Annotated in this window: 30 protein-coding genes, 1 tRNA gene and 1 pseudogene; 4 read left to right on the forward strand and 28 right to left on the reverse strand. The window is 56.3% G+C overall.

Annotated features, from left to right (window positions below; translation table 11 throughout):
* Positions 1-25: 25 nt before the first annotated feature.
* The 6 genes from ACXPUX_RS12375 to ACXPUX_RS12400 form a co-directional block, all read right to left on the reverse strand.
* Complete coding sequence (locus tag ACXPUX_RS12375) at positions 26-403, reverse strand: MmcQ/YjbR family DNA-binding protein (protein ID WP_458828565.1); 378 nt, start codon at positions 401-403, stop codon at positions 26-28.
* 13 nt (positions 404-416) lie between these two features.
* A complete protein-coding gene (locus ACXPUX_RS12380; RefSeq protein WP_458828566.1) occupies positions 417-1,196 on the reverse strand; it encodes an HAD hydrolase family protein in 780 nt (259 codons plus the stop codon).
* A 94-nt stretch (positions 1,197-1,290) separates the two neighbouring features.
* Positions 1,291-2,148: a YitT family protein gene (locus ACXPUX_RS12385; protein WP_458828567.1), complete on the reverse strand. Its 858-nt coding sequence runs from the start codon at positions 2,146-2,148 to the stop codon at positions 1,291-1,293.
* 125 nt (positions 2,149-2,273) lie between these two features.
* The gene (locus ACXPUX_RS12390; protein ID WP_458828568.1) at positions 2,274-3,113 is read right to left on the reverse strand and encodes a sensor histidine kinase; all 840 of its coding nucleotides are present in this window, start codon (positions 3,111-3,113) and stop codon (positions 2,274-2,276) included.
* Between the two features lie 77 nt (positions 3,114-3,190).
* Positions 3,191-3,919, reverse strand: a complete 729-nt coding sequence (locus tag ACXPUX_RS12395) for a sporulation initiation factor Spo0A C-terminal domain-containing protein (RefSeq protein ID WP_458828569.1) — start codon at positions 3,917-3,919, stop codon at positions 3,191-3,193.
* Positions 3,909-4,214 (reverse strand): hypothetical protein, encoded by a 306-nt coding sequence (locus ACXPUX_RS12400; protein ID WP_458828570.1) that lies wholly within the window; start codon positions 4,212-4,214, stop codon positions 3,909-3,911. The genes ACXPUX_RS12395 and ACXPUX_RS12400 overlap by 11 nt, the downstream gene beginning before the upstream one ends.
* Positions 4,215-4,634: 420 nt before the next feature.
* Between ACXPUX_RS12400 and ACXPUX_RS12405 the strand changes: the two genes are divergently transcribed.
* The 3 genes from ACXPUX_RS12405 to ACXPUX_RS12415 all read left to right on the forward strand — a co-directional run bounded on the left by ACXPUX_RS12405 (position 4,635) and on the right by ACXPUX_RS12415 (position 8,928).
* Complete coding sequence (locus ACXPUX_RS12405; RefSeq protein WP_458828571.1) at positions 4,635-7,841, forward strand: ABC transporter ATP-binding protein/permease; 3,207 nt, start codon at positions 4,635-4,637, stop codon at positions 7,839-7,841.
* Between the two features lie 109 nt (positions 7,842-7,950).
* Complete coding sequence (locus ACXPUX_RS12410; protein WP_249241727.1) at positions 7,951-8,778, forward strand: TrmH family RNA methyltransferase; 828 nt, start codon at positions 7,951-7,953, stop codon at positions 8,776-8,778.
* Positions 8,779-8,852: 74 nt separating this feature from the next.
* Positions 8,853-8,928 (forward strand) — tRNA-Ala (locus ACXPUX_RS12415).
* 188 nt (positions 8,929-9,116) lie between these two features.
* On the opposite strand, the gene ACXPUX_RS12420 is transcribed toward ACXPUX_RS12415, so the two are convergent.
* From ACXPUX_RS12420 to ACXPUX_RS12455, 8 genes are all read right to left on the reverse strand, one after another.
* The gene (locus ACXPUX_RS12420) at positions 9,117-10,730 is read right to left on the reverse strand and encodes a recombinase family protein (RefSeq protein ID WP_458828572.1); all 1,614 of its coding nucleotides are present in this window, start codon (positions 10,728-10,730) and stop codon (positions 9,117-9,119) included.
* Between the two features lie 117 nt (positions 10,731-10,847).
* Positions 10,848-11,009, reverse strand: coding sequence for a hypothetical protein (locus ACXPUX_RS12425; protein WP_236132200.1), 162 nt, complete (start codon positions 11,007-11,009; stop codon positions 10,848-10,850).
* Positions 10,981-11,391 (reverse strand): type II toxin-antitoxin system PemK/MazF family toxin, encoded by a 411-nt coding sequence (locus tag ACXPUX_RS12430; protein ID WP_458828573.1) that lies wholly within the window; start codon positions 11,389-11,391, stop codon positions 10,981-10,983. Before ACXPUX_RS12430 ends, ACXPUX_RS12425 begins: the two co-directional genes overlap by 29 nt.
* Before the next feature lie 5 nt (positions 11,392-11,396).
* Positions 11,397-12,194: a DUF6551 family protein gene (locus ACXPUX_RS12435; protein WP_458828574.1), complete on the reverse strand. Its 798-nt coding sequence runs from the start codon at positions 12,192-12,194 to the stop codon at positions 11,397-11,399.
* Positions 12,191-13,180, reverse strand: a complete 990-nt coding sequence (locus ACXPUX_RS12440; protein ID WP_458828575.1) for a ParB N-terminal domain-containing protein — start codon at positions 13,178-13,180, stop codon at positions 12,191-12,193. Before ACXPUX_RS12440 ends, ACXPUX_RS12435 begins: the two co-directional genes overlap by 4 nt.
* The gene (locus tag ACXPUX_RS12445; protein ID WP_097783479.1) at positions 13,158-13,403 is read right to left on the reverse strand and encodes a hypothetical protein; all 246 of its coding nucleotides are present in this window, start codon (positions 13,401-13,403) and stop codon (positions 13,158-13,160) included. Before ACXPUX_RS12445 ends, ACXPUX_RS12440 begins: the two co-directional genes overlap by 23 nt.
* Positions 13,404-13,818: 415 nt before the next feature.
* Positions 13,819-14,145: a helix-turn-helix domain-containing protein gene (locus ACXPUX_RS12450; RefSeq protein ID WP_049935196.1), complete on the reverse strand. Its 327-nt coding sequence runs from the start codon at positions 14,143-14,145 to the stop codon at positions 13,819-13,821.
* Positions 14,135-14,359: a hypothetical protein gene (locus ACXPUX_RS12455; RefSeq protein WP_005939514.1), complete on the reverse strand. Its 225-nt coding sequence runs from the start codon at positions 14,357-14,359 to the stop codon at positions 14,135-14,137. The genes ACXPUX_RS12450 and ACXPUX_RS12455 overlap by 11 nt, the downstream gene beginning before the upstream one ends.
* Before the next feature lie 426 nt (positions 14,360-14,785).
* Between ACXPUX_RS12455 and ACXPUX_RS12460 the strand changes: the two genes are divergently transcribed.
* Positions 14,786-15,142 carry a helix-turn-helix domain-containing protein gene (locus ACXPUX_RS12460; protein WP_458828576.1) on the forward strand — a complete coding sequence of 119 codons (357 nt, stop codon included), beginning with the start codon at positions 14,786-14,788 and terminating at the stop codon, positions 15,140-15,142.
* Positions 15,143-15,265: 123 nt separating this feature from the next.
* Here ACXPUX_RS12460 and ACXPUX_RS12465 read toward each other — a convergent pair whose 3' ends face one another.
* The 14 genes and pseudogenes from ACXPUX_RS12465 to ACXPUX_RS12530 form a co-directional block, all read right to left on the reverse strand.
* A complete protein-coding gene (locus ACXPUX_RS12465; protein ID WP_005939505.1) occupies positions 15,266-15,487 on the reverse strand; it encodes a hypothetical protein in 222 nt (73 codons plus the stop codon).
* A 142-nt stretch (positions 15,488-15,629) separates the two neighbouring features.
* Positions 15,630-16,055, reverse strand: a complete 426-nt coding sequence (locus ACXPUX_RS12470; RefSeq protein ID WP_457999767.1) for a winged helix-turn-helix domain-containing protein — start codon at positions 16,053-16,055, stop codon at positions 15,630-15,632.
* 127 nt (positions 16,056-16,182) lie between these two features.
* Positions 16,183-18,780, reverse strand: a complete 2,598-nt coding sequence (locus ACXPUX_RS12475; RefSeq protein WP_458828577.1) for a leucine-rich repeat domain-containing protein — start codon at positions 18,778-18,780, stop codon at positions 16,183-16,185.
* Positions 18,781-18,796: 16 nt separating this feature from the next.
* Complete coding sequence (locus ACXPUX_RS12480) at positions 18,797-19,276, reverse strand: hypothetical protein (RefSeq protein ID WP_458828578.1); 480 nt, start codon at positions 19,274-19,276, stop codon at positions 18,797-18,799.
* A 30-nt stretch (positions 19,277-19,306) separates the two neighbouring features.
* Positions 19,307-19,816, reverse strand: coding sequence for a 5'-nucleotidase C-terminal domain-containing protein (locus ACXPUX_RS12485; RefSeq protein WP_458828579.1), 510 nt, complete (start codon positions 19,814-19,816; stop codon positions 19,307-19,309).
* A complete protein-coding gene (locus ACXPUX_RS12490) occupies positions 19,725-20,801 on the reverse strand; it encodes a bifunctional metallophosphatase/5'-nucleotidase (RefSeq protein ID WP_458828580.1) in 1,077 nt (358 codons plus the stop codon). The genes ACXPUX_RS12485 and ACXPUX_RS12490 overlap by 92 nt, the downstream gene beginning before the upstream one ends.
* A gap of 32 nt (positions 20,802-20,833) precedes the next feature.
* Positions 20,834-21,898, reverse strand: coding sequence for a hypothetical protein (locus ACXPUX_RS12495; protein WP_458828581.1), 1,065 nt, complete (start codon positions 21,896-21,898; stop codon positions 20,834-20,836).
* A gap of 35 nt (positions 21,899-21,933) precedes the next feature.
* Positions 21,934-22,563, reverse strand: a complete 630-nt coding sequence (locus ACXPUX_RS12500) for a gamma-glutamyltranspeptidase (RefSeq protein WP_458828582.1) — start codon at positions 22,561-22,563, stop codon at positions 21,934-21,936.
* Between the two features lie 24 nt (positions 22,564-22,587).
* Positions 22,588-23,132 (reverse strand): annotated as a pseudogene (locus ACXPUX_RS12505) (DUF6935 domain-containing protein).
* 33 nt (positions 23,133-23,165) lie between these two features.
* The gene (locus ACXPUX_RS12510) at positions 23,166-23,597 is read right to left on the reverse strand and encodes a hypothetical protein (RefSeq protein WP_458828583.1); all 432 of its coding nucleotides are present in this window, start codon (positions 23,595-23,597) and stop codon (positions 23,166-23,168) included.
* A 13-nt stretch (positions 23,598-23,610) separates the two neighbouring features.
* Positions 23,611-24,459 (reverse strand): TPM domain-containing protein, encoded by an 849-nt coding sequence (locus ACXPUX_RS12515; protein ID WP_458828584.1) that lies wholly within the window; start codon positions 24,457-24,459, stop codon positions 23,611-23,613.
* Between the two features lie 14 nt (positions 24,460-24,473).
* Positions 24,474-25,565 carry a TFIIB-type zinc ribbon-containing protein gene (locus ACXPUX_RS12520; protein ID WP_458828585.1) on the reverse strand — a complete coding sequence of 364 codons (1,092 nt, stop codon included), beginning with the start codon at positions 25,563-25,565 and terminating at the stop codon, positions 24,474-24,476.
* Positions 25,566-25,653: 88 nt separating this feature from the next.
* A complete protein-coding gene (locus tag ACXPUX_RS12525) occupies positions 25,654-26,547 on the reverse strand; it encodes a twin-arginine translocation signal domain-containing protein (protein WP_458828586.1) in 894 nt (297 codons plus the stop codon).
* A complete protein-coding gene (locus ACXPUX_RS12530; protein ID WP_458828587.1) occupies positions 26,544-26,744 on the reverse strand; it encodes a twin-arginine translocation signal domain-containing protein in 201 nt (66 codons plus the stop codon). Before ACXPUX_RS12530 ends, ACXPUX_RS12525 begins: the two co-directional genes overlap by 4 nt.
* Position 26,745 lies beyond the last annotated feature (1 nt).

The raw sequence follows: 26,745 nt of genomic DNA on the forward strand, positions 1-26,745 counted from the left end.
AGCGCCCGCTCTTATTTTGCTGCGGTCAAGCGTTCTTTTTTCGCAGCTTGGGTGCAGTGGCGGTGTAGCTCATGTCCAGCACCAGACGGAGCTTATCCTCCGGGGCGCTGCCGTCCAGCGCAGCGGTGATCCAATTTTCCTTGTTCATGTGGTAGGCCGGGTAAAAGCCCGGCTCTGCCCGCAGAGAGCCTATGAGGATGGGGTCACATTTCAGGTTCACGATATCCACCGGCTGCTGCCCGGGCAACCCCAGCTTGCTTTTGGGTACGGTAGTGACCAGCGCAAACCACTTGCGGTTTGCCGCGTGACGGAACACCGCCGACTCCGGGGTGTCCATCCACGGGTAGTCCGGCTCTACACTGTAAGTATCAAAAATGAGCTGTTCCAGTCCCTTGCGGTTCATTGGCTCGCCCCCTTTACGGCTGCTGTGCCAGCAGCTGCGCCAGCACATCCTCCGGGCGTGGGGTGTGGTTTTTGTATTTTGCCCGCAGCGGAGCGGCGGCGTTATCCATAATGTAGGGCACGCCCACCACGTCCAGCATGGTCTCGTCGTTGTAGTTGTCGCCAAAGGCCATGACCTGTGCGGGGTCGATGCCAAGGGTGCGGCACACACACTGCACCCCGATGCCCTTGTTGGCAAAGGTGGTATCGATCCAGAGCGGCCCCGCCACGGCGCAGTTCGCCTGCTTCCAGCGGGGCACAAAGCGCTCCACATAGTTCTCCACGCCCTCGTGCAGGTACACCGACACCTTGGTGATGTCCTCCGGCACCTCGGCGGGGCTGTGGATGATCTGGTAGTGGTTGCCCACGAACTGCACCCGCTGCAGCATCCCAAGGCCGCGCTCCATCAGGTAGGCGGTGTTCTGGCCGGAGAGCATCACCTCGCCCTGTCCCTCGCTGCGCGTCCACATATCGTTGGCGATCTCCTCTGCCAGCGCCCGCGGCATGGGATTTTTGGCGATGCACTGTTCTTCTTTAAAGATAGTGCCGCCGTTTTCGCAGATAAACACGCAGCAGTCTGCCACCGGTGCAAAAAGCTTGCGCAGGCTGGTATACTGCCGCCCGGAGGCCGGGCAGAACCAGATGCCCCGCTGATGCAGCGCCCGGATCTGGTCAAAGATCTCGCCCTCCAGTTCCTTTTTGCCATATTGCAGCAGCGTACCGTCAATATCGCTGCAAACCAGTCTGATGTCCATGGCTGTTGTTCCTTTCCGTTTTTTCTTATTCTACCACGGTTTTCCGCTGCGGAAAAGCCCCGGGCACGGCTTTTGCTTCTCTTCCCTGTGCCGCTCAGCGCTTGGGCTGATAGTGCACACTGGACACATTATAAATCGTAACAAAGGCCTTGGGGTCCTCGCGGTTGATGAAGTTCATCAGCTTCTGATACTCGCTTTTGTCCACGATGGTAATGATCTCGTTGTGCTTTTCAAAGTTGTATGCGCCGATAGCCTCGTACATGGTGGCACCGCTGTGCAGGTCGTTGATGATGAACTGCCGCAGCGCTTCCTCCTTCTCGGTAATGATGCACACCCGGCGCTTGATGCTGTTATCGAAGATGAAATGATCCAGCACGATGCCGTTGAAGTAGGTGCCAAGAATGCTCAGTACTACGGTCTTTTTATCGTAGACAAGGGCAGCAGAGAGCGCCACGCACATGCCCGAAAGGGACATCGCCTTGCCCAGCTCCATGTGCAGGTACTTATTCATGATCTTTGCCACGATATCCAGCCCGCCGGAGGATGCGTTGCGGTTGAACAGGATGCTCAGACCCACGCTGACCACCAGAATATAGCACAGCACATCCAGTTCCTGACTGTCTGTCAGGGAACCGAAATCCGGGAACAGGCGCTCGAAAAGCCTCAGAAACACCGGCAGCATCACGCTGGTATACACGGTTTTTGCACCAAACTCCCTGCCGCAGGTGAAAAAACCGATAATGAGCAGCACGGTATTCAGCACCATGGTAATGGCCGAAAGCGGCAGCGGCACAAAATTAGAAAGCACAATGCCAAGGCCGGAAATACTGCTGACGGATGTATGGCTGGGCACCAGAAAAAAATAGACCGCCGCCGCAATAATGGCAACGGCTCCGGTCAGGATGGCCGCCTCCTTGGCAAGGGCGGGGTAGTTCAGCTTCTTGTTTGTCATTGTTGCTCCTCCAAGCTTTTGTTTTCAGCTTTCAGTATACCATGCTTTGCGCTTGCAGGAAAGCACCGGGCACAAAATAAGCAAGGCCGCCGCACAAAACACTGTGCAGCGGCCTTGCCACTTTATTAAAGCTCTTCTTCCGGGTCACCACGCTCCGGCATGGTGCGCATCTCCCGCACCAGCATGGCGCGCAGATGATACTTGCGCTGTTCCCGCTCGGTCTCCGAGTCGGTGCGCAGCTCCACCGTGCCATCGGGGCGGCTTTCGCCTGCGTACAACGGGATGCTCACCACAGCCTGTGTGCCTTTTTCGGGCGCAGGCTCCAGCTGTAAGCTCCAGCCCATCCGGCGGCAGCACTCCCGGCAGAGCAGCAGCCCCAGCTGTGCCCCGCCCAGAAAGCTGCGGCGGTTTTCCAGCGCTGCCTGCGCATCCTCACCGGGCAGCCCACAGCCATCATCGGTGACCGTCAGCTGCCAGCCGCTTTCGGTGCGGCGCAGCGCAATGCAGACGCAGCCGCCCTCCCGGCTGGCGCGCAGGGCATTGGAGAGAAGATGCAGACACAGCAGCTCCGCATCTCTGCGGTCTGCCATTACGCAGCAAGCGGTGCACCCGCCGTAATCCAGCCGGATATCCACCCCAAGCTGTGCCCGGATCATATCAGACTGTGCCGCCACCTGCTGCAAAAGCTCACACAGATCAATGGGGTACAGCTGCGGTTTTGCTTCCTCGTGCAGAAATTCCAGCAGGGTGATCGCCTCGCTGAGGGTGCGGTCCAGCTGCAAGGCGGCGGTGTTGATATCCGCCACCGCCTGCCGGGTAGACTCGTCTGCACCGGTGCGGTCAAAATGCTGCTCCAGATATTCACAGTTGCGCCCGATCAGCGCCAGCGAACGGAAGCAGACCTCCTCGACCCGCTTCTGCTGCTCTGCTGTAATAGACCGCATTTCTGTCCTTTGCTGCTCCATTGCTCTGCCTCCCCGAGCGATGCCATTTTTTCAACGGAACACCACAGTGTTCCAACTGCCGCAGCCGTGCGCAAGCCTTACGGGGACTTTTGCCGCAGCACAACATCCCTGACCGCGTAGATCAGCTTGCCGGTGGTGGGCTTACCGTTGCCCAGCCTTGTATCAGCTTTAAACGCCAGCCACGCAGGGGTCGGCTTTTCCTCCAGCTGATCCACCATCCGGCGGATGCCGCTTTCCACGGCAGCGACCGATGTATCAAACTGCTCGCTCACAGCCTGCAAGATCTCCTTGCGGATCGCCAGCTTCTGGCTGGTGCTGCATGCGATGCCGACCGCGCCGGAAAGGTATCCGGCGTTGACATCCCCCTGCGGGATGCCCCACGCTGCATACAATTGACTGCACCGCTGCTCCAGCTGCCGGTTCTGCCGCTCGGGCATCCGGTAAAGCTGCCACAGCAGCTTTTTCAGCTCGGTGCCCTCTACGCAGTAGTACCCTTCGCGGAGCTTTTGCAGCGCCGTGCCGCTGCTGCGGCCATGGCTCTGCACCAACAGCGTCGGCCGCTCCTTCAACTGGTACAGCTGCCGGACAAATTGCTCTGCGGACAAGTCCGTCAGCTCGCTGCAAAGCACCACGGCATCGTAACGGACGCCCTGCCGCAGCTGTGCCAGCAGCTTTTCGCCGCTGCAAAAGCAGGTGCATACGATGGCGGTTCCCTGCTCCTGCAAATAACGCTTCTGAACACGCAGCTCCCTCAGGTCATAGCTTGCAAGGGCGACTTGCAGTTGGGCTGTTCGCTCACTGTTCACGCCATGCGCCGCCTTTCTCGCCTGCCAGCCCGGCAGCTGTCAGGTCTGTGACCGCATCCTGCCAGAGCTCCGGCTGAACTCCATTTTCACACAAGTAGCGCAGGAGCCGGTAACAGAACTCCGGCGCTGCCGCAACATGCTGACTGACGATCTGCTGTCGGCTGCCGATCCGGCACAGGGTCAGCCGACAACCTTGTGTGCCCTCTACCTCCATGGCATACACCAGCGTATACGCCTGCTGCAAACCATCAATGGCAGAATACTGCCGGATCATGGGTGAAAATGTACGTTCCATTTCAGTTCCTCCTTACTACAAGGGCCAATTCTTTTCTGCCTTGTTTATCCTTTTGCTATTTTACGAAGTATATTTTATAAGGTAGGAGAAACCGTTACAATCCTAAAGAAGTGTCTGAACAGAGCATTTTCGGGCGTTTTGCCTCCGGCATGCTCTACGCGCCGCTGTCAGCTTTAGAATAGCACGTTCCGTCTGCAAATTCAACCGGTATCTTTTCCCACTTTTCCTTTTTGCCCCGTCCTTCCCGGCAAGACCGCTGCCCGGACGCAAAAGCGCCGCAGCTTCAACATTTCCGCAATATGATTTCACGATTTTTTCACATTCTTTTGCTAAAATAAATAGGATATTGTCTGCAAACGTTCCCCACTTTCAAACCACAGGCAGCAGCGCCCGGCGGCGCAGTACCGGAAAGGCACATTTATGCTCAAGCTCAAACAGATCAACAAAGAATATAAGACCGGCGAGCTGGTGCAGCACGCACTGAACAACGTCAGTCTGAACCTGCGGGACAACGAATTCGTGGCCATTCTGGGCCCCAGCGGCTCCGGCAAGACCACCCTGCTGAACATCATCGGCGGTCTGGACCGCTACGACAGCGGTGATCTTGTCATCAACGGCATCTCCACCAAAAAATATACCGACCGCGACTGGGACTCCTACCGGAACCACACCATCGGTTTCGTGTTCCAGAGCTATAACCTGATCCCCCACCAGACCGTGCTGGGCAATGTGGAGCTGGCGCTGACCATCTCGGGCGTTTCTAAAGCCGAGCGCCGCCGCCGTGCCGCCGCTGCGCTGGAGCAGGTGGGGCTGGGCAACCAGCTGCACAAGCACCCCGGCGAGATGTCCGGCGGGCAGATGCAGCGCGTAGCCATTGCCCGCGCACTGGTGAACAACCCCGATATCCTGCTGGCAGACGAGCCCACCGGCGCACTGGACAGCGAGACCAGCATTCAGGTCATGGAGCTGCTCAAGGAAGTAGCGCGGGACCGGCTGGTGGTCATGGTCACCCACAACCCGGAGTTGGCCGAACGCTACGCCACCCGCATCGTAAAGCTGAAGGACGGTGTGATCCGCTCCGACACCATGCCCTACGAGCCCGAGGACGAGGCAGCCGCCGCAGCCCCCGTGCACCGGAACATGGGGCACTCCTCCATGTCCCTGCTCACCTCCCTCTCCCTCAGCTTCAACAATCTGCTCACCAAAAAGGCGCGTACCCTGCTCACCGCCTTTGCCGGTTCTATCGGCATCATCGGCATTGCGCTGATCCTTTCCCTTTCCAACGGTGTGAGCCGCTACATCAGCAACATGGAAAAATCCACGCTGGCGGCCTACCCGCTGCAGATCAGCAGCACCGGCGTGGATCTGACCAGCATGATGGACCCGGACACCTACACCAGCGTTTCGTCCAGCGCTGAGCCTGCGCCGGATGGCATGGTCACGGTGAACCAGCTGCTAGCTCAGCTGAACATCGGTGCCACCAGCAACGATCTGCAGTCACTGAAAGAATACCTGGACAGCGATGCCTGCACCATCCGGGACAACGCCACGGTGGAATACGCCTACGCCGCTTCTCCCCTGATCTACCGTCAGAACCCGGACGGCACCGTGCAGAAGCTGAACCCGGACACCACCTTCTCCGATATTGCCAGTGAGAGCGCCTCGGTGACCAACATCATGACCTCCATGTCCAGCCCCTATGTGTTCTGCGAAATGGCCGAGACCCCCGCCCTGTACGAGGATCAGTATGACATCAAGGCCGGTCGCTGGCCGGAAAAGTACAACGAACTGGTGCTGACCCTGAACGCGGACGGCAGCATTTCGGACTACACGCTGTACGCCATGGGTCTGCGGGATCAGGCCGAGCTGGACAAAATATTACAGCAGTATGCAAAGAACCAGAAGATCGATCTGCCCACGGACTACGGCACCTATACCTATGACGATTTTCTTGGCATGACCTTCAAGCTTGTCAACAAGACCGATTGCTATGTCTACGACACTGAGCACAAGGTCTGGCTGAGCAAGCTGAACGATGAAGCCTATATGCAGCAGCTGGTGGCTGACAGCGAGGAGCTGACCATTGTCGGCATCGTGCAGCCCAAGGCAGACGCCACCTCCACCATCCTGCACAGCGGCCTGGACTACCTGCACGATCTGACCTATCATGTCATCGATCAGGCAGCCAACAGCGAGATCGTGCGCCAGCAGCTGGCAGACCCGGACATCAACGTGCTGACCGGTGAGCCCTTCGATGCTGCCGGCAACAGCATGCTGGATATCGCCTCCCTGTTCTCGGTGGACACGGACGCTCTCAAGGACGCTTTCCAGTTCGATACCAGTGCCCTGCACTTTGATCTGGACGGCGCATTCGACCTGACTGATGGCTCTTTCGACCTTGCCACCCTCATCGACCCCTCCAGCTTCAAGCTGGATCTCAGCGGACTGCCGCTGCCGGACATGGAGATGGACATGAGCGAGCTGTTTGACGGCGTAGAGCTGAACATCTCTCAGGACGGCTTGCAGGCGCTGATGAAAAAGATCCTGAACGGCTATAAGCGCTATATCATCAGCAACGGTCTGCTGAATCTGGACAAGATCGGCTTTTCCTCCTATATGAAAACCGAGGCCTTCCAGACGCTGCTGAACGAATCCATGGGCGATTTGCTGGACACCTCCGGGCTGGAGGAACAGTTTGCCGATACCCTCCAGCAGAATCTGCAGACCGTGATGGAGACCTACTCTGTCCAGCTGAGCGAGGCGCTGCAGGTCCAGCTCACCGCCGCTTTGCAGGAGCAGATGGGGCCCGCCATCCAGAAGCTGGCGGGGCAGCTGGAACAGAAGATCGCGCAGGCCATCCAGAGCAACATTGCGCAGCTGAGCACGCAGGTGGAAAGCGTACTCAAGATCGACCCCGCCGTGTTCCAGCAGGCCATTCAGATCAACATGACCGGCTCCGACCTGACCGAGATGATCAAAAACACCCTGCTCTCCTCCGCTTCCAGCTACGAAAAGATTTTGAGCGACATCGGTTATGTGGACTACGCAAAGCCCGATGGCATCTATATCTACCCCAACAGCTTTGACACCAAGGCGCAGGTGGTAAGCGAGCTGGACGCCTACAACGCCGCCATGCGGCAGCAGGGCGAAGAGGACAAGGTGATCCACTATACCGACATGGTGGGTACTCTGATGAACTCGGTTACCGAGATCGTGGGCATGGTCAGCAATGTGCTGGTGGCTTTTGTGGCCATCTCGCTGGTGGTGTCCTCCATCATGATCGGCGTCATCACCTATATCAGCGTGCTGGAGCGCCGCAAGGAGATCGGAATCCTGCGTGCCATCGGTGCTTCCAAGCACAACGTCTCGCAGGTGTTCAATGCCGAGACCTTCATCATCGGCCTGTGCTCCGGCGTGATGGGCGTAGTGCTCTGCCTGCTGCTGCTCATCCCCGGTAATATGCTCATCCACCACATCGCGGGCGATGTGAACGTGGTGGCATCTCTGCCGCCGCAGGCCGCACTGATCCTGATCGTTCTGGCCACCCTGCTTACCATGCTGGGCGGCGTGATCCCCGCCCGCAGCGCCGCAAAGAGCAACCCCGTCAAGGCGCTGCGCTCTGAGTAAACTATTCCGCATTCCAATCCCTGCTGTGCCCTGTGTGCAGCAGGGATTTTTGCATTCTGCCCCGGCTTGTGCTACAATAGAAAAAACTTCATTTCAAAGGAGCGTTTCCATGCCTGTCATTCACGAGATCACCGACCTTACCGCCCCGGAGTTGGACATCTACGCCCGGCTCACGCAGGCGCAGCTGCGCAACCGGCTGGAGCCGGAAAAGGGCATTTTTATCGCCGAAAGCCCCAAGGTGATCGCCCGGGCGCTGGACGCCGGGTACCAGCCCCTTTCCCTGCTGATGGAGCGCAAGCAGATCACCGGCCCGGCACAGGAGATCCTGACCCGCTGCGGCGATGTGCCGGTGTACACCGCCGACCGGGAGCTGCTGGCACAGCTCACCGGCTTTGCACTGACCCGGGGCGTGCTGTGCGCCTTCCGCCGCCCTGCGCCCCGCACGGTGGAGCAGGTATGCGCTCACGCCCGCCGGGTGGCTGTGTTGGAAGGCATCGTGGATTCCACCAATGTGGGCGCTATCTTCCGCAGCGCTGCCGCGCTGAACATGGACGCCGTGCTCATTACCCCCTCCTGCTGCGATCCGCTGTGCCGCCGCGCGGTGCGGGTGAGCATGGGCACCGTATTTCAGGTACCATGGGCGCAGATCGGCGCCTGCCCCGCCGACTGGCCGGAAAACGGCAGCGCCCAGCTCCACGCACTGGGCTTCAAGACCGCTGCCATGGCACTGAGCGACCGCTCGGTCAGCATTGACGACCCCGCCCTTGCCGCCGAGCCGAAGCTTGCCATCGTGCTGGGCACTGAGGGTGACGGGCTTGCTAACAGCACCATTGCCGCCTGCGATTACACCGTAAAGATCCCCATGTCCCACGGGGTGGATTCCCTCAACGTAGCCGCCGCCAGCGCCGTGGCCTTCTGGCAGCTCGGCCGCTTGTAAGTCCCCCGCTTGCGCTCTCTAAAATCGCTTGACAAACGCCCCAAAACGCGGTACACTATCAGCGTCATCAATATGGGCCTATAGCTCAGCTGGGAGAGCGTTCGGTTCGCATCCGAGAGGTCAAGGGTTCGAATCCCTCTAGGCTCACCAATTTGCCGCATCGTTTTGTACGATGCGGCGTTTTTTATGCCTAAAAAACTTTGGCAGACCGTGCCGGGCTCCGAACCCTGAAGTCGGATGCGAACCGGGTGGGGTCATCCATGTACTTTTTGAAAATCCATCGGTTTCACGCTTCCTTCTTTGCATTTTGCAGAGTTCTGCGGGCAAGTGCATCGCTTTTATGCCCCCTTCTCGGAAATTCCTTCAAAAATTTCCGCACCATCGTAGGTTGACACAGCCTTGAGCTGTTCCACTTGGTTGAAGCTGGCGTTCAGGGTGATCGAGATTTCGTAGTCTTTTCGGACACGAATCTCCGTAATGAACTGCTGCAAGATGGCGCGGCGTTCATCGTGGTTGGCGGTGTCGTAAACATCCGCCCATGTAAACAGCTCGTTGCAGATGTAGTTGCTACGCTTTGCTGTTTTGGTGGCTTCTTCGTATTCTTCCTGCGCCTGCACGAGCTGCTTTTCCAGGGTTTCCAGTGCATCTTTTGCTTCGGCCACCAGTGTGCCCAGCAGTTCTTTGTCCAAGGCACTTACGCCCCGGATGACGAGGATGGTTTCGGCTTTCAGGTCGTCCAGCTCTTTCTGCTTGGCTTCCAAGTCTTTCTGGATTTTCTTGATTTTCTTCTGGATGCGGGCGGCATCGTTAGTCTTGACCGATTCCAGCAGCTTCTTCCGGGAAACCTCGCGGAACTGTGCGAAGATCTGCCGGACAACTTCTTCCACAATGGAATCCAGCTTAGAAACACCATAGCCGGACTGCCCATCGCAGTCACCCGGATGCCGAATCTTATAAAAGCAGCTATACCGCGGCCGGACTTCTTTCACCGTATGCCCATCGGCGTAGGTGTGTGTCCGTCCGCTGCTGGTCAGGCTCAAGCGGTTGCCGCAGTGACCGCAGTAAACCAGCCCGGTCAACAGGGCTTTGGAGCTGGTGCCCAGTGAAGTACCACCACGCTCACAAGTGCGTGCCTGCCGCAGTTCCTGTGCCCGCTCGAACAGCTCTGGTTCGATGATGCGGAGCTGTGGGCACTCCGTCTCCACCGCACCGTTGATGAGGTATCCCGTGTATCCTTTGTTCTTGATCATCCGAACGATGCTGGTGTTGGGAATGTTTTTGTTGTTCCGTCCTACGACTCCCTGTTCATAAAGATAGTGGCTCAACTTCTGTGCGCCGTAGCCCTCGTAAACGTACTTGTGGAAAATCAGCCGAACGATCTCAGCTTCCGCTTCGTCGATCACAAGGTCACAGACCTCTTGATTTTTCTTGTTCACCCGGCCAAGACGGACACGCTTGTAGCCGTAAGGCACGGTGCCGCCCGTGTAGTGGCCTTCCCCGGTGAGCTGTTCCAGCCTTGTCCGGGTACGGACAGAGGTTTTCAGGCTCTCGCCGGATGCCTGCCAGTAGCGGATGTAGTTCATCAGCTTGTCCACATGGGTGTCGAACCGTTGCTGTCCCTCGTTCACGCTCCAGACCTCGATGCCCTGCTTGGTGAACCACTCCACAATAAAGGGCGTTTCATCGTCACGGCGACCGAGACGGTCAAACATGAACACCAGCAGGATGTCGAACTTGCCTTCCATTGCGGCCTGTTGGATTTTCTGAAGTTCGTCACGTTCTTTGGCAGACTTCTTGAAGCCGGAAACGCCTTTCTCGGAAAACTCCTTGACGATCTCCCAGCCCTGACTTTCTGCAAAGTTGCGGCAGGCTTCTTTCTGCATGGGGATGTCGTCTTTCTCGACCTGTCCCTTTGTCGAAACACGGTATAAGGTATAGACACGTTTTTTCATTTCAATCTCTCTTTCTTTGAGTGAGAAAGGAAAAATCAAACGTGTTTCGTCCATATTTTGTTTTCAAGGTTCAGTTCGATTTTATCTTATCTCACGCATTCAAGGAACACAAGGATGTCAGGCAGCGGTGTGCCCTGCCGTGCGCAGGATGGTGGTTTGCAGCAGCTTCTGGATCGCATCTAGACAGTCCGTATCCGCAGGCGCATAAGTAATCTTGACCTTGCAGCCTTTGACGGAAATAGTTTCCGATTTAGCGGTGGTATCGCAGATAGCGTTCATAGGCCTCCTTTCTCCATACCCATTCGTTCAGATCGAGCTGATACAGCAGCGCATAATTAAGCCGAATGAGTTCCGGGATGCTCAACCGCCCCATCGGGCGGATCAGCCGTCCCTTGCTGATGGTCTGGACAGATTCTGCCAAGATCATAGAGGGCTGCAAAAAAGCCCGATTACCGTCCACAAGAACGTGGGCTTGGTGATCGGGCCTCTTTGCAGTATTGGATGTGACAGGCGCAACAATGAGGTTGGGCGAATAGCAGTTTGCGGTGTTGTTCTGCACCACGACCACAGGGCGGATACCGCCCTGCTCGGAGCCAAGGTGCGGCTCCAGATTGGCGTAGTAAATATCACCGCGCAAAAATTTTCGGTTGACTGGAATCATGCTCATCACCGCTTGCAGAGCAAATTGTGGGTACGGCCAGCACCGTTGTAGATGGACAGGATCTGTTTCATGTGGCGGTCTGCCACATTGCCAGTGTCGTTTTGTGCCAACCGGGTGATGGTCTTGGGATGCACTGTGCGCAGCCGGAGAATCAGCCGTTCCCGGCTGTATTCGCCCTGATACAGAGCCAGAAAACGAGCCATGCCATGCAGGATGCCCGACAGAAAGGAATCAGAATCGCCGCCCCACGCATCTACGAGAACACTCAGCATTTCATGGTAAAGGGCTGTGCCGTAGCTCTTGTAGATGTAGTAAGCCGAGCGGATGCAGTAGATTTTCCATGGAGCGCGAATCCCATCCAGTGCAAACCGAACGCCTGTGTCCTCCGTTACCGAAACAAAATCGCAGGCGTTTTCTTCGTGTGCCATCAGTTTGGCACGAAGCTGTTCACCAGCGGTCAGTTCGCTGGAAATGCCTGTCTGCACAGCAAACAGCAGGGCTTCATGCTCTTTAGAAAGGCCGTAGAATACCTTGCAGCGAATCGGGAGGTCACGCCCACCGTTGCACGTTTTCCGTGCCTCAATGGTGTTCTGACCATCAAAGACGAAGTAGCGGCCATCCCGGTAGCTGACCTTCGGCTCATTGGCGATGTACTCCGAAAAGTTTGCTGCGATTCGTGCAACCTTGCCCATGCGGAGCAGCCGCTGATATTCGGCGCAGGGATTCAGCAGAATGCTGTCAACGTACCGCACCTCAAAGTTGCACTCCGGCAGGCTGGAAAGGTTCAGGTTAGAAAGCATCATAGCGTTTTCTCCTTTATTTTCAGAAGATACTGTACGGCATCTTCGGTCAAGTCGTGAATAATCTTGCGGCAGTCCGAATCTTCAAAAACATCCGGGTATTCTTTGAAAATGCTATTCCAGCGGCGAATGAAGTCCTCTTTCGCACCCTGCACTTCGCACATCATCAGGGAACCGTTTGCAACGGCTCGTTCCTGATAGCGGTTGTCGATGGATGCTTTCAGAGAGGTTCTTTCTTCGGTAGTAAGCTGGCGTTGATGCCCTTGGATGCTTTTGCTGATTTCAGAAAGTGTTTGTTTTGAAGAAGCGGTTTCGGCTTTTCGGGACTGACGTTCCTGCTTTGGCTTCCGCAATTCTGCAAGAGCAGCAGGAATTTCTGCCTTTGGCGTTTTTGCCAAGGCGGTGATTTCTGCATCCGTTGCCTTGATGCGCCCGGTCAGGATTTCCTCTCTTGCACCGGGGACCGCATCTTCCGCAGCGTCTACGCCTTTGGCATACTTCTCTGCTCTCTTTACGGTAGCCGCCCCAACGCCGTTTTGTGCGGCAATGCGCTCACAGGTGGAGAGCTGCTTTGCCCTCAATGGATCATTTTGAACCATTGAGGTGAACCGTCCGTTCTCATCGTGTGCCCGCTCTTTGGAGCCGCCCCGTGCCAGCTTTTCGGATTCATACAGCTTGCCCATCAGAAACTTCTTTCGTTCCGGGTCAAGATTTCTGCGTCCGAGTTGGTTCTGGCAGATCCATGAAAGAGCCGCGTAACGGTTATCCAGTTCGATCTCCTGTATCTGGTAGGCGATCAACGGATGCTTCCGCAGGATGCGGTAGCGGGTATGCCCGTCCAGAATAAAGCCATTCCAGATGATAATGGGATTCAGCAGCCGCCCTTCGTGGAGGATGTTCTGCTCAAGCTGTTGTTCTTCTTCAAAATTCAGGGGCGGGATCTTGCCCTGAAACTCCGGGTCGATTTTAAGCGCATTCAGATTCATCATCGAAATGGCCTCGCTTCACATACTGCCCAGCGTTCTTATCGGGCTGTACATAATAATCGAAACCATAGCGAATCTGGCAGTAGGTGCAGACATCCTTGATCTTCTGCTTAGGGTCTGCGCGCCGGACGCGAACGCCCTTTGCCCCCTGAAAGGAATCCAGACAAATCGGGCAGAGGGTAGTCAAGCTGGCTTCGTCTACGCAGTTGTTATAAAATCGACTCATATAGATTTCCTCCATATCGGTATTTTGATGGGAAATGTAAAACCACCAGCCGAGAAATCCTCAACTGGTGGTTTGAAAAATACTGTTTTTCTCCTATTTGTCCTCGACACCCCGGAGGTGGGAACTTTCCGGCGGCGGATTTGCACCGCTCCATTGGCATCTCAGCCACCCCGTCTGCTTTCTGACCGGGCCGCGAATTACGGAAGTATCATTGTCTGGAAGTACCGAAAAGCTGCTTCTTCAATTTTTAAGGTACACGGTACAGTTTCGGGTTTGTCGTCCCCTGTCTGGGGTGTTGCCCTTGCTGTGACCATAGTGTACTTGAAAACCGAAGTTCTCGTTAGGAACCAGTAGTTCCGGTTTTGCCATTTTCACCGGAACCAATCGTTCCGGTTTACAACAGTAAAGCGTTTGATCAAGCAGATTCGCCCAGCATTTCCAGCATAACAAGAATCCGCCGCTGCATTTCTTTCAGTTCTTTGCGGAGCATTTGCAGCTGATCTTGCAGCTCCTGCTCCCGCTGGGACGCAGACACACCTAAGACGATGTAGTCCAGCGAGGAGCCAAATCGCTCCCGCAGCTCCACAAAGAGGTCGACAGACGGAACTTTCTCACCCTTCTCCAGATTTCTCATGTAGCGGTCACTGATGTTCAGGTCGATGGCAAGCTGTTCTTGTGTCACTTCACGGTCTTTTCGGAGGTTCTGGATTCGTTCACCCGTTGCAGCAGGATCATAAAACATCACTCCCTCCGTTTCTTCCGCCGGGAGTGGGCGGAGCTTCATCTCCCATGCCGGATACGGCCAGCACATGATTTTTCACCAACATGAAAATACGGTCGGCATCAGCACTATGATTTTTGGTGCGCTTTTTGACGTTGGAAACTTCCAGCAATCGAGACAGTCGGAAGTACCATGTGGTCATCTTGAACCACGGAAGCAAATAGGTCGATTTCATTATCAATAATCCTCCAGTTATTTTACGGAATGTGAACATTCGGACAAAAAGGATCGTGGTGGCCCACGACACCTTGCCCTTAAAAGCGCAAAAACGCCAGCCTCCCACAGTGGGAAGCTGGCGCAATATTGCACATCGGCATGATTATAGGTGGTGAAACGGAACGATTGTGCCGGTTTGTTGACATTCTGGTCTACGGCAGCAGACAGGCTTTTTTTGATGCGTTACCCCAATAAAAAATCACAGTTACCTCCACAAACGGCAACTGTGATCGGATGGCGCGTAGAATCACCCGGACGAGTTACCGTTTTTTTATAACTCGACCGGGAAAAGGCGTAAATCAGCACAATAGGACAAAATTACCCGAACGATGATGTTATACCGTCCTTTCTGTAAGAACGATACAATACTATTGAGGTGATGATAATGCCGAATGCAGATGCAATCGCTCTGGGAAAGCAGATAAAAGCTGTCCGAAAAGCGATGAAAATGACACAAGATCAACTGGCACTGAAAAGTAATGTTTCGGTGAAGTATATCGCCAATATTGAAAACGGAAAGCAGAATCCTTCTTTTGACATTTTAAGTGCCATTCTCCATGTCCTACCACTTTCCCTGGATTCGGTTATCAACCCGAACCTATCAGAAGCAGAACGCGAATGTCGAGAGTTGGAATCGATTTATCTTGCTTGTCCTCCAGAAATGCGAAAGACATTGCTGGATGCCACAAGATCGCTTGCGATCCATTTGACAGAATTCTCAAATCAGAATAAAAACACTTGAGCCGCCAGCGAGGACGTTGTAAACCTTTCTGGCGTTCTTTTTGTCTGAATACACAATATTTTAGCAGGCCATTCAATAAAAGCACACGAAAAACAAACGAATTACACAATAATTTTCTCGTAATCAGTCTCGTTGTGGATTTTGAACCTCTTTTTCAATGGCAAGATCATTTTCTAGTGTGTCATATAGCTCTTGCGGAGTACGGCACAAGACTGCATAGAAGTTGATAGGGTCGCCCTCATTAAAAAGCCGAACATACCCCCAGCGGCAAGGAAGAACTTCTAAATAGGATGCCGTTTGCAAAAAAATATCAAACTCTTTTAGAACATCTTCAAAGGATAACATCTTACTGCCCCCTAAAATCTTTTTTCTATATTATTTTAGAAAAGATTGTTTTCGATTGCAAGGATGTCAATTTTTGTCTTTCCAGATAATGACAAAAGCCATACTCAAGGTCTAAATTGCCCATTGAGTATGGCTTTTATCATTATAAGGAGTCTTTTCCCACCAGAACATTCGGCATAAATTGGTAGCCGAGGTTAGAAATCGTTCGGATATAAACAGGAGCGGATCTATCATCCTCGATTTTTTGTCGAATACGCCCAATCGTATTTGTAACAGCGGTCAGACAGCTCTCGCTATCCTGCTGCCAAACGGCTTCAAAGATCTGCTCCTTTGTAAACAGCTGCCCCGGATGCTGTGCCATAAAGCTTAAAACGCCATATTCATAACGGCTCATGCACACTTCCTGTCCATTTTTGAAAACACGACGTTGTTCCAAATTGATCTCAAGGCCGGGGTAGCTTAATGTACCTGCTGGCTCCTGTTCCCTTTCATCCCATTCAAACAGTTTTTGCTCTTGCGGGGGACAATGATCTTTTGTAATACGAACGATTACTTCAATTCTTTCCATATTAGGGATACTCCAAGGAAATTCAGTGATTGTTTTGCACGTTTTCCCACAAATCACCGCAGATCTGCCAGATGGGTTCTGTATGGTGGTGCTCCGCAATGGTTTTGCCTGAAAAAGCGGAGAGGTTTTAGCCTGCCAGCTTGCGGTAGGCGTTCAGCACCTGATAGGCCGGGATGCTGCTGCCCGGGGCAAATTTGCCGCTCAGGCGGCGCTTCATCAGCCCCTGCTCCACGCACCACTGGGCTGCCTTGGCGGTATCCGGGTCCGCTACATCGGGGAAAGCGGGCTGGGCTGCAGGCTCAGGGCGGCCTGCGGTGTTCCACAGCAGCAGCGCGGTCTGGGCGCGGTTCTCGGGCATGGCTGCGCCTTCCGGCAGCAGGGCCTGCAGTTTCTGGGCGGCAGCGTAGTTGTACACGCCGTAGCCCACAAGGCCCGCCACCGCTGCGCCGCCAACCGCCAGCACCGCGATGCCTGCGCCGCCGTCACCGCCGCCGGAGGGAGGCGTCACCGGGGGTTCCGGAGGTGTTACCGGGGGTTCCGGAGGTGTTACCGTGCCGCCGCCCGTAGAGCCGCCGCCGGTGCCAGTCACATCCAGTGTGAAACTTGCATCCATTATACCACCAGTTATGCACTGATAACCATAGTACACTACTTTTGTGCCTTCATTGACCGTCAGAATGTTCCCTTTGACTGTACCATTGAACCATTCTGTAACCCGTTTTATATCAAAGCCCTCGGGCAGAGTGCTCAGGTCAAACGTACGGTCAGGGTTCAGGGTAACGGTGTAAACATTATTAAAATCGGAATGGTAAACATCCGTAATAGTGAAATTGAGATTCGGATTGTTGTCCAAATTCAGGCTGGTGAGATGGTTATTCTTAAGCACCAATGTAGTCAAGTTTGGACTGCTGCTGACGTCCAACGCGGTCAGCTGGTTTTTTTGGCACTTCAGCTCCTTCAAGGAAATCATATTGTTCAAATTCAGCTGGGTCAGCTGGTTGTTGGCGCAATTCAGTTCCTTTAAGGCACTCATATTGTTCAAATTCAGCTGGGGCAGCTGGTTGTTGGCGCAATTCAGTTTCTCCAGCATTTGGTTCTCGCCCAGAATCAGCGATGTCAGCTTGTTGTTTTGGCATTCTACCCTTACCAGATTGGGTTTATGAGCCACATCTAAGTCCAGCCCTGTCAACCGATTCCAGGAACAGTCGAGTTCTTTCAGCCACTTACTATTTATGACATCCAGTTGCTTCAGATCATTGTGCGAGCAATAGAGATACTCCAACTTCAGATGCGACACGTCCAGCTGTTCCAACTGGTTCTCGGAACAATACAGATAGTTGATACCCGGGTTCTTGCTCAGTTCCAGCTGGGTCAGTTGATTCTTATTGCATTTCAACGTTTCCAGCTTTGGATTCTGTCTCAGGTCCAATTTCTGGATAGAATTGTTTCCGCACTTCAACACTTTCAGGTTGGGGAACGCCTCAATGCCTTCTAACCTGCTGATGTTCTTTCCTTCGACTTCGATTGTTTCGACTTTGCTTCGTTCTTCCACCGTGAGGACATTACTGCTACCTGCTATATAGGTTTTGATGTAACTTCTAAAGTTATCATCGGGGAAATTATCCTCATTGATGGGCAGACTGGTTTCAAAGATGAATGTGGGGTTTACTCCATTGCCGCAATTGTATTGGTAGCTCACCTCATCCTTGCCATCTTTCACTGTCAGAATCATGCCAGAAACAGTGCCGCCGTACCAGTTGGTTGCCTTTCCCACGTCAAAGCCGGGCAGAGTGTTCAGGTTAAATGTTCCGTCTGTAAGGACTGCGATAGGGTGCCTGTTTTCATCAGCATTTATATTGCTTCCGACCATATGGGAAAAGTCCACACAAGCCAACCGATTCTTTGCACAATTCAGATTACTCAAACTGTAATTTTGGCTCAGGTCCAGCGTTTTCAGTTGATTATCATTGCATATCAGAGATGTCAAGCTGCCATTCTGTTCCACGTTCAGTTCTGTCAATTTATTATTGTGACAATCCAGCTCTGTCAGCTGAGTCTGGCTGCTGACATCCAACTCCATCAATTGATTTCCAGCGCAATTCAACTGTTGCAGCTTGGAGCATTGGCTGACATCCAACGTCATCAGGTCGTTGTTGGAACAATCAAATTTGACCAGTTCCCCCACGCTATCCATTACGATATTCGTTATTTCATTATTGGAGCAATCCACCTCTTCAAGATTCAGCCCAGAGAGAATGCCCAGATTCATGTAGGTCAGTTTATTATTGGAGCAATTCAGTTTTTTCAGTCCGCTTGAAAGAATATCAACCGACTTTTTCAGTTGATTCTGGGAACAATCCAGCTCCTTCAGTTTGAAATTTTTGCCAACATTAAGTGTTGTCAAGCCGATACCGTGGCAATCCAGCTTTTCGAGATCTTCAAAGAAACGGATTCCTTCAAGACTTTTGATTGCATAACTGGTTGGAATCGTCATATTCTTGATATCCACATCGAGCTTGCCATCGCCGTTTTTGTCACAGCATTCTTTGAGAAAGCGCTGAAATTCCTCATCCGGGAAATTAAGCTTAAAATCCGGCGAATTAAAATCGATCTCTGGGTTCGCCGTGCTCGCCGCAAAGGCGCTGAAGGGCAGGAAGGCGAATACCATGGCCAGCGTCAAAAGGGCACTGACAAGGCGCGTTCGTTTTGAGAATCGTTGTTTCATGGTGTGCTCCTTTCTGTTATGGGGTGTATTGCTGCAGGGCGTTTTTCTGAGCGGCGGCGGTAAGGTCGTCCAGAGCGCTCATCACGTCCCGGTAGTTTGGGGGAAACTTGTTTTCCCCGTGGGCTTCGATGCGGGTGCCGTCGGCAAGGACGGCTTCCAGCCGGAAGCTGCTGCCGTCCAGCACGTTGGGGTCGTGGCCGGAGAAGCCTGCCCAGCCGCCCACGCCGTACTCTTCCAGAATGGCCTTGGCCTGTTCCAGAAGTTCCGGCCCGGCCTGCTCCTGATACACTTCTTCGTGGTACAGTTCCAGTTCCACCCGGGTGCCCTCGGGGGTGCGGGTGAGGCAGGTGCGGGAGATGGGCTGGATATAGCTGCCCTGCTCCCAGAACTCCAACGTTTCAAGGTCAGCCAGCGTCGGGGCAGGGCTGCGGGGGCTGCGGCTAAACAGTGCCGCCCCCACCGCCAGCCCCAGCAGCACCAGCGAGAAGGTGCGCATGGTTCGTTTCCTCCTTTCTGTGCCCATGGGTCAGTCTCCCTCTCCTGCCGCCGGGGGCAGGATGGTCATTCTGCCGTCCACCACCGCGTCCAGCATCTCGTGCTCCCGGAAGTATTCCATCAGGATATCCTGACAGGAGGTTGCCACGCTGCGGGGCTTCTGGAGCTTGCAAAGGGTGTCGTAGGAGATGTTGAAAAAGCTTTCGATGTTTTTAAAGTGGTAGTTCTGCAGCCCCACGGTGAACAGGGCATCGTCGCTGATCTCCTTGCCCACCTCCTTGCCGCAGTAGGTAAAGTAATCAAAATCGCCCTTGCGGCGGTCGTACCGCAGGCGCAGGGTGGAGGGCAGCTGGTAGAACTCCGTATGGCCGGTGTAGGCTTCCTCCCGCAGCATGTAATGGAGCATCTGGCGCAGCTGCTGGCCGGTCACCTTGAACATGAATACGCCGTCATCGTAGGGGAAACCCTCGATGAGGTCGCCGTAGGTGACAATCGGCGCCAGCTTCGGCCCGGATGCTGCCGGAGCCGATGAGCATGACATCAATGCCAAGGCTGCGGGTGAAGATGTCCGCAAACAGGTTGCCAAGCTCAGTCTCCTGCGTGCGCTGGGGGTGGGTGAGCTCCCGGCGGAAGCGCCCTACGATGTGGCTGTATTTTTCATCCACCTGGCTGGTGAAGCGCTGCAGCACCTGCTCCATGGCAGGGTTACGGGGGCAGGTCTCGGCGCAGATGGGCACGGTGCGCCATGTGTAGGAATCGATGCAGTTGTTGTCCGTGTCCACGATGATATCAAAGCGCCCGATCTGGTCGGTGCCGGTGCCCGCCTGTGCAATGATCACGCCGTTTTCCTCCACCTCGTGTTCCAGGTAGGTGTGGCTGTGCCCGCCGATGATCAGGTCCACCCCCCAGGCCGGGTCCAGCTGGCGGGCCAGATGGCGGTCTTCCTCAAAGCCGATATGGGTCAGCAGCACGGTGAAATCAATGTCGATGCTGTTGTGGGCGTTGCAGATTTTGCCCACCTCGGCGGCAGCGGCGGCGGTGTCCACAAAGGAGCCCACCAGCGATTCGGATTTGGTCTGGTTGATGACATCCTGCGTGATGATGCCGATGAACAGGATGTTCATGCCGTCCACCCGCAGGATCTTGTAGGGGGTGAACAGCCGGGTGGGGGTGTTTTTGATGTAGAGGTTAGCGTTGATGATGGGGAACCGGGCGCATTTTTCGATGAACAGCAGGTGGGCGATGCCGTAATCCACCTCGTGGTTGCCGATGGTGACGATGTCCGGGGCAAGGGCGTTCATGATCTCGATGGTGGAAAGGCCCTTGTACTCCGAATCGATGACCGAGCCCCGGAACATATCCCCCGCGATGGCGTAGAGGGTGTTGGGCTCCTCTGCCCTCACCTTTTCGATGTAGCCGGACAGCATGGAAACGCCGCCCACCAGTTTTTCGTCCACCTGCTCTGCCAGAAAGTCTCCGTGCAGGTCGTTGGAGTGGAGGATGGTGATCTTTTTGGTGTGTTTCATGGTGCATTCCTCCCGGTGTGGGTCGGCGGCGGTCACCCCATGGCCTCCTGCCGCGCAAAATAGACGGTGCTGACAAGGCTCATGTAGCTTTCTTCGCCCTCCAGATAGAACTTCAGGGCAAGGGTGTTCTCGTCCTCCAGCGTGACGGCGTAGCGGGAGCCGTCCTCCCCGGTAAAGGTGGCGTACCACTCCTGATTCGTCTGGAAGGGCACCTCCGGGGTGCCTTCGTGGTAGAACAGGTCCGCTTCCTCCACGTTCAGCTCCGGGTAGGGGGTGATGTAGCTGGCAGTCAGGGGCAGCTGGTCGCCCTCGGTCTCGCCGTCGGTGGGCAAAAAGCACATGGCGTCGGCGTCCGCCGGGGCGGTCTCAAAATAGCCCTCGTCGGTGTCGCGGGCGAACTCCAGCCAGTTGCCCTCCAGCGACCACGGATCGGCAACGGAGATCCAGTCGTCCCCTTCCGGGTAGATGGTAAAATCGCACACGCCCTCGGCTTCCACCACATGGCCGTTCTCGCCGGAAAGGAAGGGGCTGAATACCAGCTCTTCGCCGGTGCTGGGGTACAGTTCCACCTCGGTGTTGGGGGCGATATCGCTGATGTTGCACAGCAGCAGGATGGGCTGGCCGTCCTCACTGTAATAGAGCTGTTTGCCGCGCTGGAGCGGGTTTTCGGCATCGTCTGTCAGGGTCGCCTCGTAGACGAAGAGGGTAGAATCCGGGTCCTGCGGGAAGATGCAGTACAGGTCGCACCCGCCATCCGGTGCCACGACCCAGTGATCCTGCGGGATGTCGTAGACGAAGCCCCACAGCTCCCGCAGGTCGGTCTGGCTGTCCAGCACCTTCTGCACATCGGTGGTGATCTCGTAAGAGCCGCCCAGATACAGCACACAGGCGCGGTATTCGTCCTCCCCTGCCAGAAGGCGCATGTAGGTCACGTCCTCCGGCTCCTCATATTCCTGCTTTTGGGTGTTGGAGGCGATCATGTTGTCTCCGTCCAGCCTGTTTTCGGGCTTGGAGCTGGGGGTGCTGCTGCCATTGCCGCAGCCCGCCAGACCGATGGCCAGCGCCAGCAGGGCGGCCAGAAGTTTCAGGTTTTTCATGGGCTCTCCTTTCTCATGCCCTGCCGGGGCGCGCCTCAGGAGGCAGCGCCGGGCGTTGGGTGATTGGAAAAATCGTCTACGCCCTCCACCGGCACAGGGCTGCCGGTGGAGGCGGAAAGCTGGGGCGACCAGTCCAGCGCGCGGCCGGTGGTGCAGTAGACCACCGCCGTGATGTCGGGGGTGTCCGGGCTGCCGTTGCACAGCAGCAGCACGGGTTGACCATCCCGCCCGCAATACAGCTCTTTGCCTGTCTGGTGCGGGTACTGGGGGTCCTGCTTTTCGTAGAGGAACAGGGTGTCCCGGCTGCTGACGGCGAAGAGGCAGTACAGCTCCCGCCCGCCGCCCGGCGCTGCGACCCAGCGGTCTGCCGGGATGTCCGCAACAAACTGCCACGGCTGTTCCGGTAAGCTGTCCAGCACGGCGTGCACATCGGTGGTGCGCTCCGGAACGCTGCCCAGATAGAGCACCCCGGCAAGGTCTCCGTTTTCCCCGGCCAGCTGCCGCATTGCGGCAAGCTGCTCCGGCTCAGCGGAATCGGCACTGGAAGCCGCTGTGCTGCTGCCCTGCCCGGCGCTGCCGGGGGCGGGGCGGACGGGGTCGCCGTCCACCGCACCGCACCCTGCCAGACTGAAAGCCAGTGCAAGCAGTGCTGCAAAAGTTTTCATGGCTTTCATGTCAGCCCCTTTGTTTTATGCCCACGGGTCGGCAGACGTGGGGACGCGGATGCCGGTCATCAGGTACTGCTCCCACAAGAACCACTGCCCGTCGCCCTTGCGGCGCAGCTTGATGGGGCGGGGGCTGTCGGCGCCGCCGCAGGGGATGAACAGCTTGCAGTAGCCCTCCTCGGTGTTGGAGGTGTGGTTGCTGCCCACCAGCAAGGTGAAGGGCTGGCGGGGGGTATAGCCGTTTTCCGGCGACGCACCCACAAAGTAGGAGAACGGGATATAGCTCTTGCCGTCCCGAAAGCGGTCGTTCAGGAAGGAGATCTCCTGCCCGTTCAGCGGGCGGGGCCCCGCAGCCAGTTGAGCATCTCCAGCCCGATGTTTTTATCGGCACCGTAGGCGCACAGTGCGCAGACGGTGAGAGCTGCGCTCTTAAAGGGGGTGTCCAGACTGGCCTCCGGCAGTGCCTGCATCTGGGCAAGGCTTTCCGGCAGAGCCTGAAAGGTAAAGGTGACGGTCTGGTTGCCGGAAACATTTGCGGCGGCCTGCTTCATCTTATCAAAAAGTCCCATGAAAATACTCCTTTCTGTTTCAGCTGTGAGGGTTCAGCTCCGGTTCGGGTCATGGCGGGGCACAGTCCGCCTGCGAACGATCTTCTGGTTCAGATCCAGACTGAGGTTTACAAAATAACCGTTTTCAAAATACCATGCAAGGTCTTTGGTGTCCATGCCAACGCTGTTGCACAGCCACCGCAGAGGCACCTCCGGCCCGGAGTAGCTCTCCACCCTGCGGGCGATGGTTCTTGCGTGGTAGCGGCGGGCCTCCCCGCGGGCAAACCGCGCCAGGGGCACGGCCCCCACCACGATCCAGAGCACATAGCCTCCCACGTGGGAGGTGTCCTTGACCTGCAGGTCCAGGCAGAGGGTATACAGCCCGCCGACAGAGCAGAACACGCAGAAGGCAAGCCCCGCGTTCCGCAGCCATTTGAGGAAACGGGGGATCTCGCCGCGGGCTTTTTCCGAAAGATAAGGGTTCATAAACATGCTCCTTTCAGAACGAGCCGCCTCCACCGCCGTGGGTGGTGCCGCTGGAAGAGGTGTGGGTGGAGCTGCCGCCGGAGCTGTCGGAGTCCTTTGCCTCCACATGCTCGGTGCGCTGCACATCCCGGTACAGGAACAGCTCCCGGCTGTTGGTCAGGTTCATGCTGCCCTCCCGCACATAGCTGGCGGCGTTCTCCTGGAACGCCACGCTGCGCAGCTGGCTTTTCATTACGCTGACGACGACCCATGCCAGCACAAGGCCGATGCCCAGCGCAAGGAACAGGTACATGAGAGACAGCGGCTCCCGGGGCAGGTTATTCACATCGTAGGGGTGGCCCGCCCGGGCAGCGTCAATGTAGGTATCCGACCATTGGACAAAGGTGCGGAAGGCACCGGCGTAATCTCCATCGGCCATGAAGGGGGTCATCTGCTCGCCAAGGTACTGGATGCCGGCATCCGTAAAGGCGGTGATGCCGTAGCCGCAGGTGGAGATGTGCCATTTGCGGTCGCCCACGCTCACCAGCAGAAGCACGCCGTCCATATCGGAGCCGTAGCCGAACTGACAGTAATCATAGAGGTCATCAGCATAGGCCTCCATGTTGTCGTAGTCCACGCTTTCCAGCGACTCGATGGTGGCAATGACCACATCAAAGCTCTGGCGCAGGCTCAACTCTTCCAGTGCGTCCTCCAGCTCGTTGTCCTCGTCCTCGGTCAGGACCCCTGCGCTGTCGTTCATGCGGTAGTACAGGTCGGCAAAGCCGCCCTCCACCGCAAAGACCGGAACAGCCAGCGCCGCCGCAAGAATCAGTGCTGCCAGCGCCGCAAAGAGGGAGTGCAGTCGGTTGGAAGTCTTTTTCATCGTTCGTCCCTCCTTTACAGGATCCGTGCCAGCCACAGCAGCCACATCACGCCGTAGGACGCGGCGGAAAGGGCAGCCGTAAGGCCCAGCATCCACTTGCGGGCAGCACCCTTATCTACGGGCAGGTCGCCCACAAATTTGCCGCTCTGGCCGTTCATGGCAAACAGGTAGTTCTCGCCCCGCCAGCTGGTGCTCAGCAGCCAGACCGGGAACAGAGCGTACTTTGCCTTGCCGCCGTGCAGCTGGATGCTGCTGTTATCCACCTTGACCGAATCGTAGCCGGTAACGGTCTGCTGGAATGTCTCCTCAGTGGAGCGGCGGATGCGCTTGTTGGCCCGCTCGATGCTGTCCTCGGCGCTCACATCGTATTTATCCGCCACATAGCCCGCCAGATAGGCCGTCTGGAAGGGGATGGCGTCCTGCATGGCAAAGGGCTCGATGGACTCCATCAGGTCGTCCTCGATCTTGGACGAGCCGTCCACCGGCACGGCATCAAAACCCAAGGTGCCGTCCCGCCGGACGGAGTAGTAGTTGGTCTCGGTATAGTCGTATTTGCTGTCCGACCAGCAGCGGGTCCGGGTGGCGGTGAACCGCAGCTGAGCGTCGGCGTCGCTGTCGAAGAGCCAGAAAGGTACATACACGCCCTTGATCTCGTCGATGTGGTTCTGGCTGCGGAACACCCGGGGCAGCAGGGTCTTGCCCTTGAGGTGCTCCTGCAGCTTTGCCTTGGCGGCCTTTTTGTCCAGCTTGAAGGGGATGATGAGGTCGGGCCGCAGCGTCCCGGCAAACTGTCCGGTGAGGACGATGGGGTTGCCGCAGAAGGGGCAGGCGGACGCCGCCATGGTGTCATCGCCCACGATCTCACCGCCGCAGCTCTTGCAGCTGTAAGTATGCAGACCGGCGGTCTCTCCTTCTGCCCAGCTGCCGCCGGGGGTCGCCCACTCCATCTCGCTGGGCTTTTCGTCCTTCAGTTCCTCATCATAGCCCTTGAGGGTATCCACATCGAACTCGGTGTCGCAGTAGGGGCATTTCATCTTCTGGGTGGCGCTGTCAAACTGGATGGCGCCATCGCAGCAGGGGCACTTGTATTCCAGCATTCCTGCCATAGCGTTTCCTCCTGTTGTTCCAAAGGGGCCGGGGGCTCTTCCCCGGCCCCGCTGTTTTTGCGTTGGTCTTCCCGCCGAAGCGGTCGGCTCAGAAATCCGTAGTGATGCGGAACACCACCGGTTCGTCCGGCTCGGTGGCTTTGCCGTGGTGGCCCACTGCCAGGAAAGCGTTTTCTTCCAGCGGCAGGAAAACATCAAAGGTGCAGAAGTCGCCGCACAGCTGGCACAGGGTCTCGCGCTCACCCACGGGAAGGGACTTTTCCAAGAAGGTACCGTCCGGCCCGTACAGCTCCCATACATAGCCCGTGTCCAGCAGATAGCCGTTGGGGCGCTTCATCATCACGGCGTCAAAGCTGCCCACCGGCTGCGTGCTGCGGGCAAGCTCATTGCCGTCCAGATCAAAGGCGGCAAAGTAGTAGTCTCCGCTGGAGTCCGGCTCGCCCACCGTCAGCAGCTCGTCTCCGCTGAGGTTCAGGGAGGGCATGCTGCAGAAGGGGCCGATCTCGTTGTCGCCCTCCAGCGTCAGCTCGGTGTACTCGCCGTCCTGCACCAGCACCGGTGCGGAGTCGGTCCAGTAGATCACGGTCAGGTCCCGGTCCTTGGAGGAATAGCAGCTGCCCATGTAGTCCAGCGCGTCGCCGGGCTCTTCCGGGTCGCTGCTGTTCAGATCGTAGCAGTAGACATCAAAGGGATCCATGGCGTACAGGATGCCATTGCGGTCGATGCTGAGGGCGTTGCTTCCGTCAATGTTGTACTCTGCCACCGGGGTCATCCGGTCGTCCTTGATGGCATACTCGAAGATTTTAGCAGACTGCTCTTCATCGTCCTCGTTGTAGAAGCTGAAGAAGTAATTGCCCCGGTAGGTATCCGCGTGGATCACATGATAGGCACCGCCTACCTCGCGGCGGACGTCAAAGGGGATGTACTGCGCCTTGAAGGTATAGTCGCCGATGGTCAGCTCCCCGGTCTGGAACTGGGTCACAGGGGGCCTGCGGGGGCGGCTTTGTCCTCTGCTGATTCCGGCTGTGCCGAAGCGGACGGGGCACTGTTGCTGGAAGCCGGTGCACTGGAAACGCTGGAAGCGCTGGCAGCACCGGAGCCGCCGCAGGCGGTCAGGCCGAGGGCGGCGGTGGCAAGGCCCATGGCCTTGAGGAAATCTCTGCGCTGGATCTTTTTCATA

Source organism: Faecalibacterium sp. PGM34 (assembly GCF_054456555.1).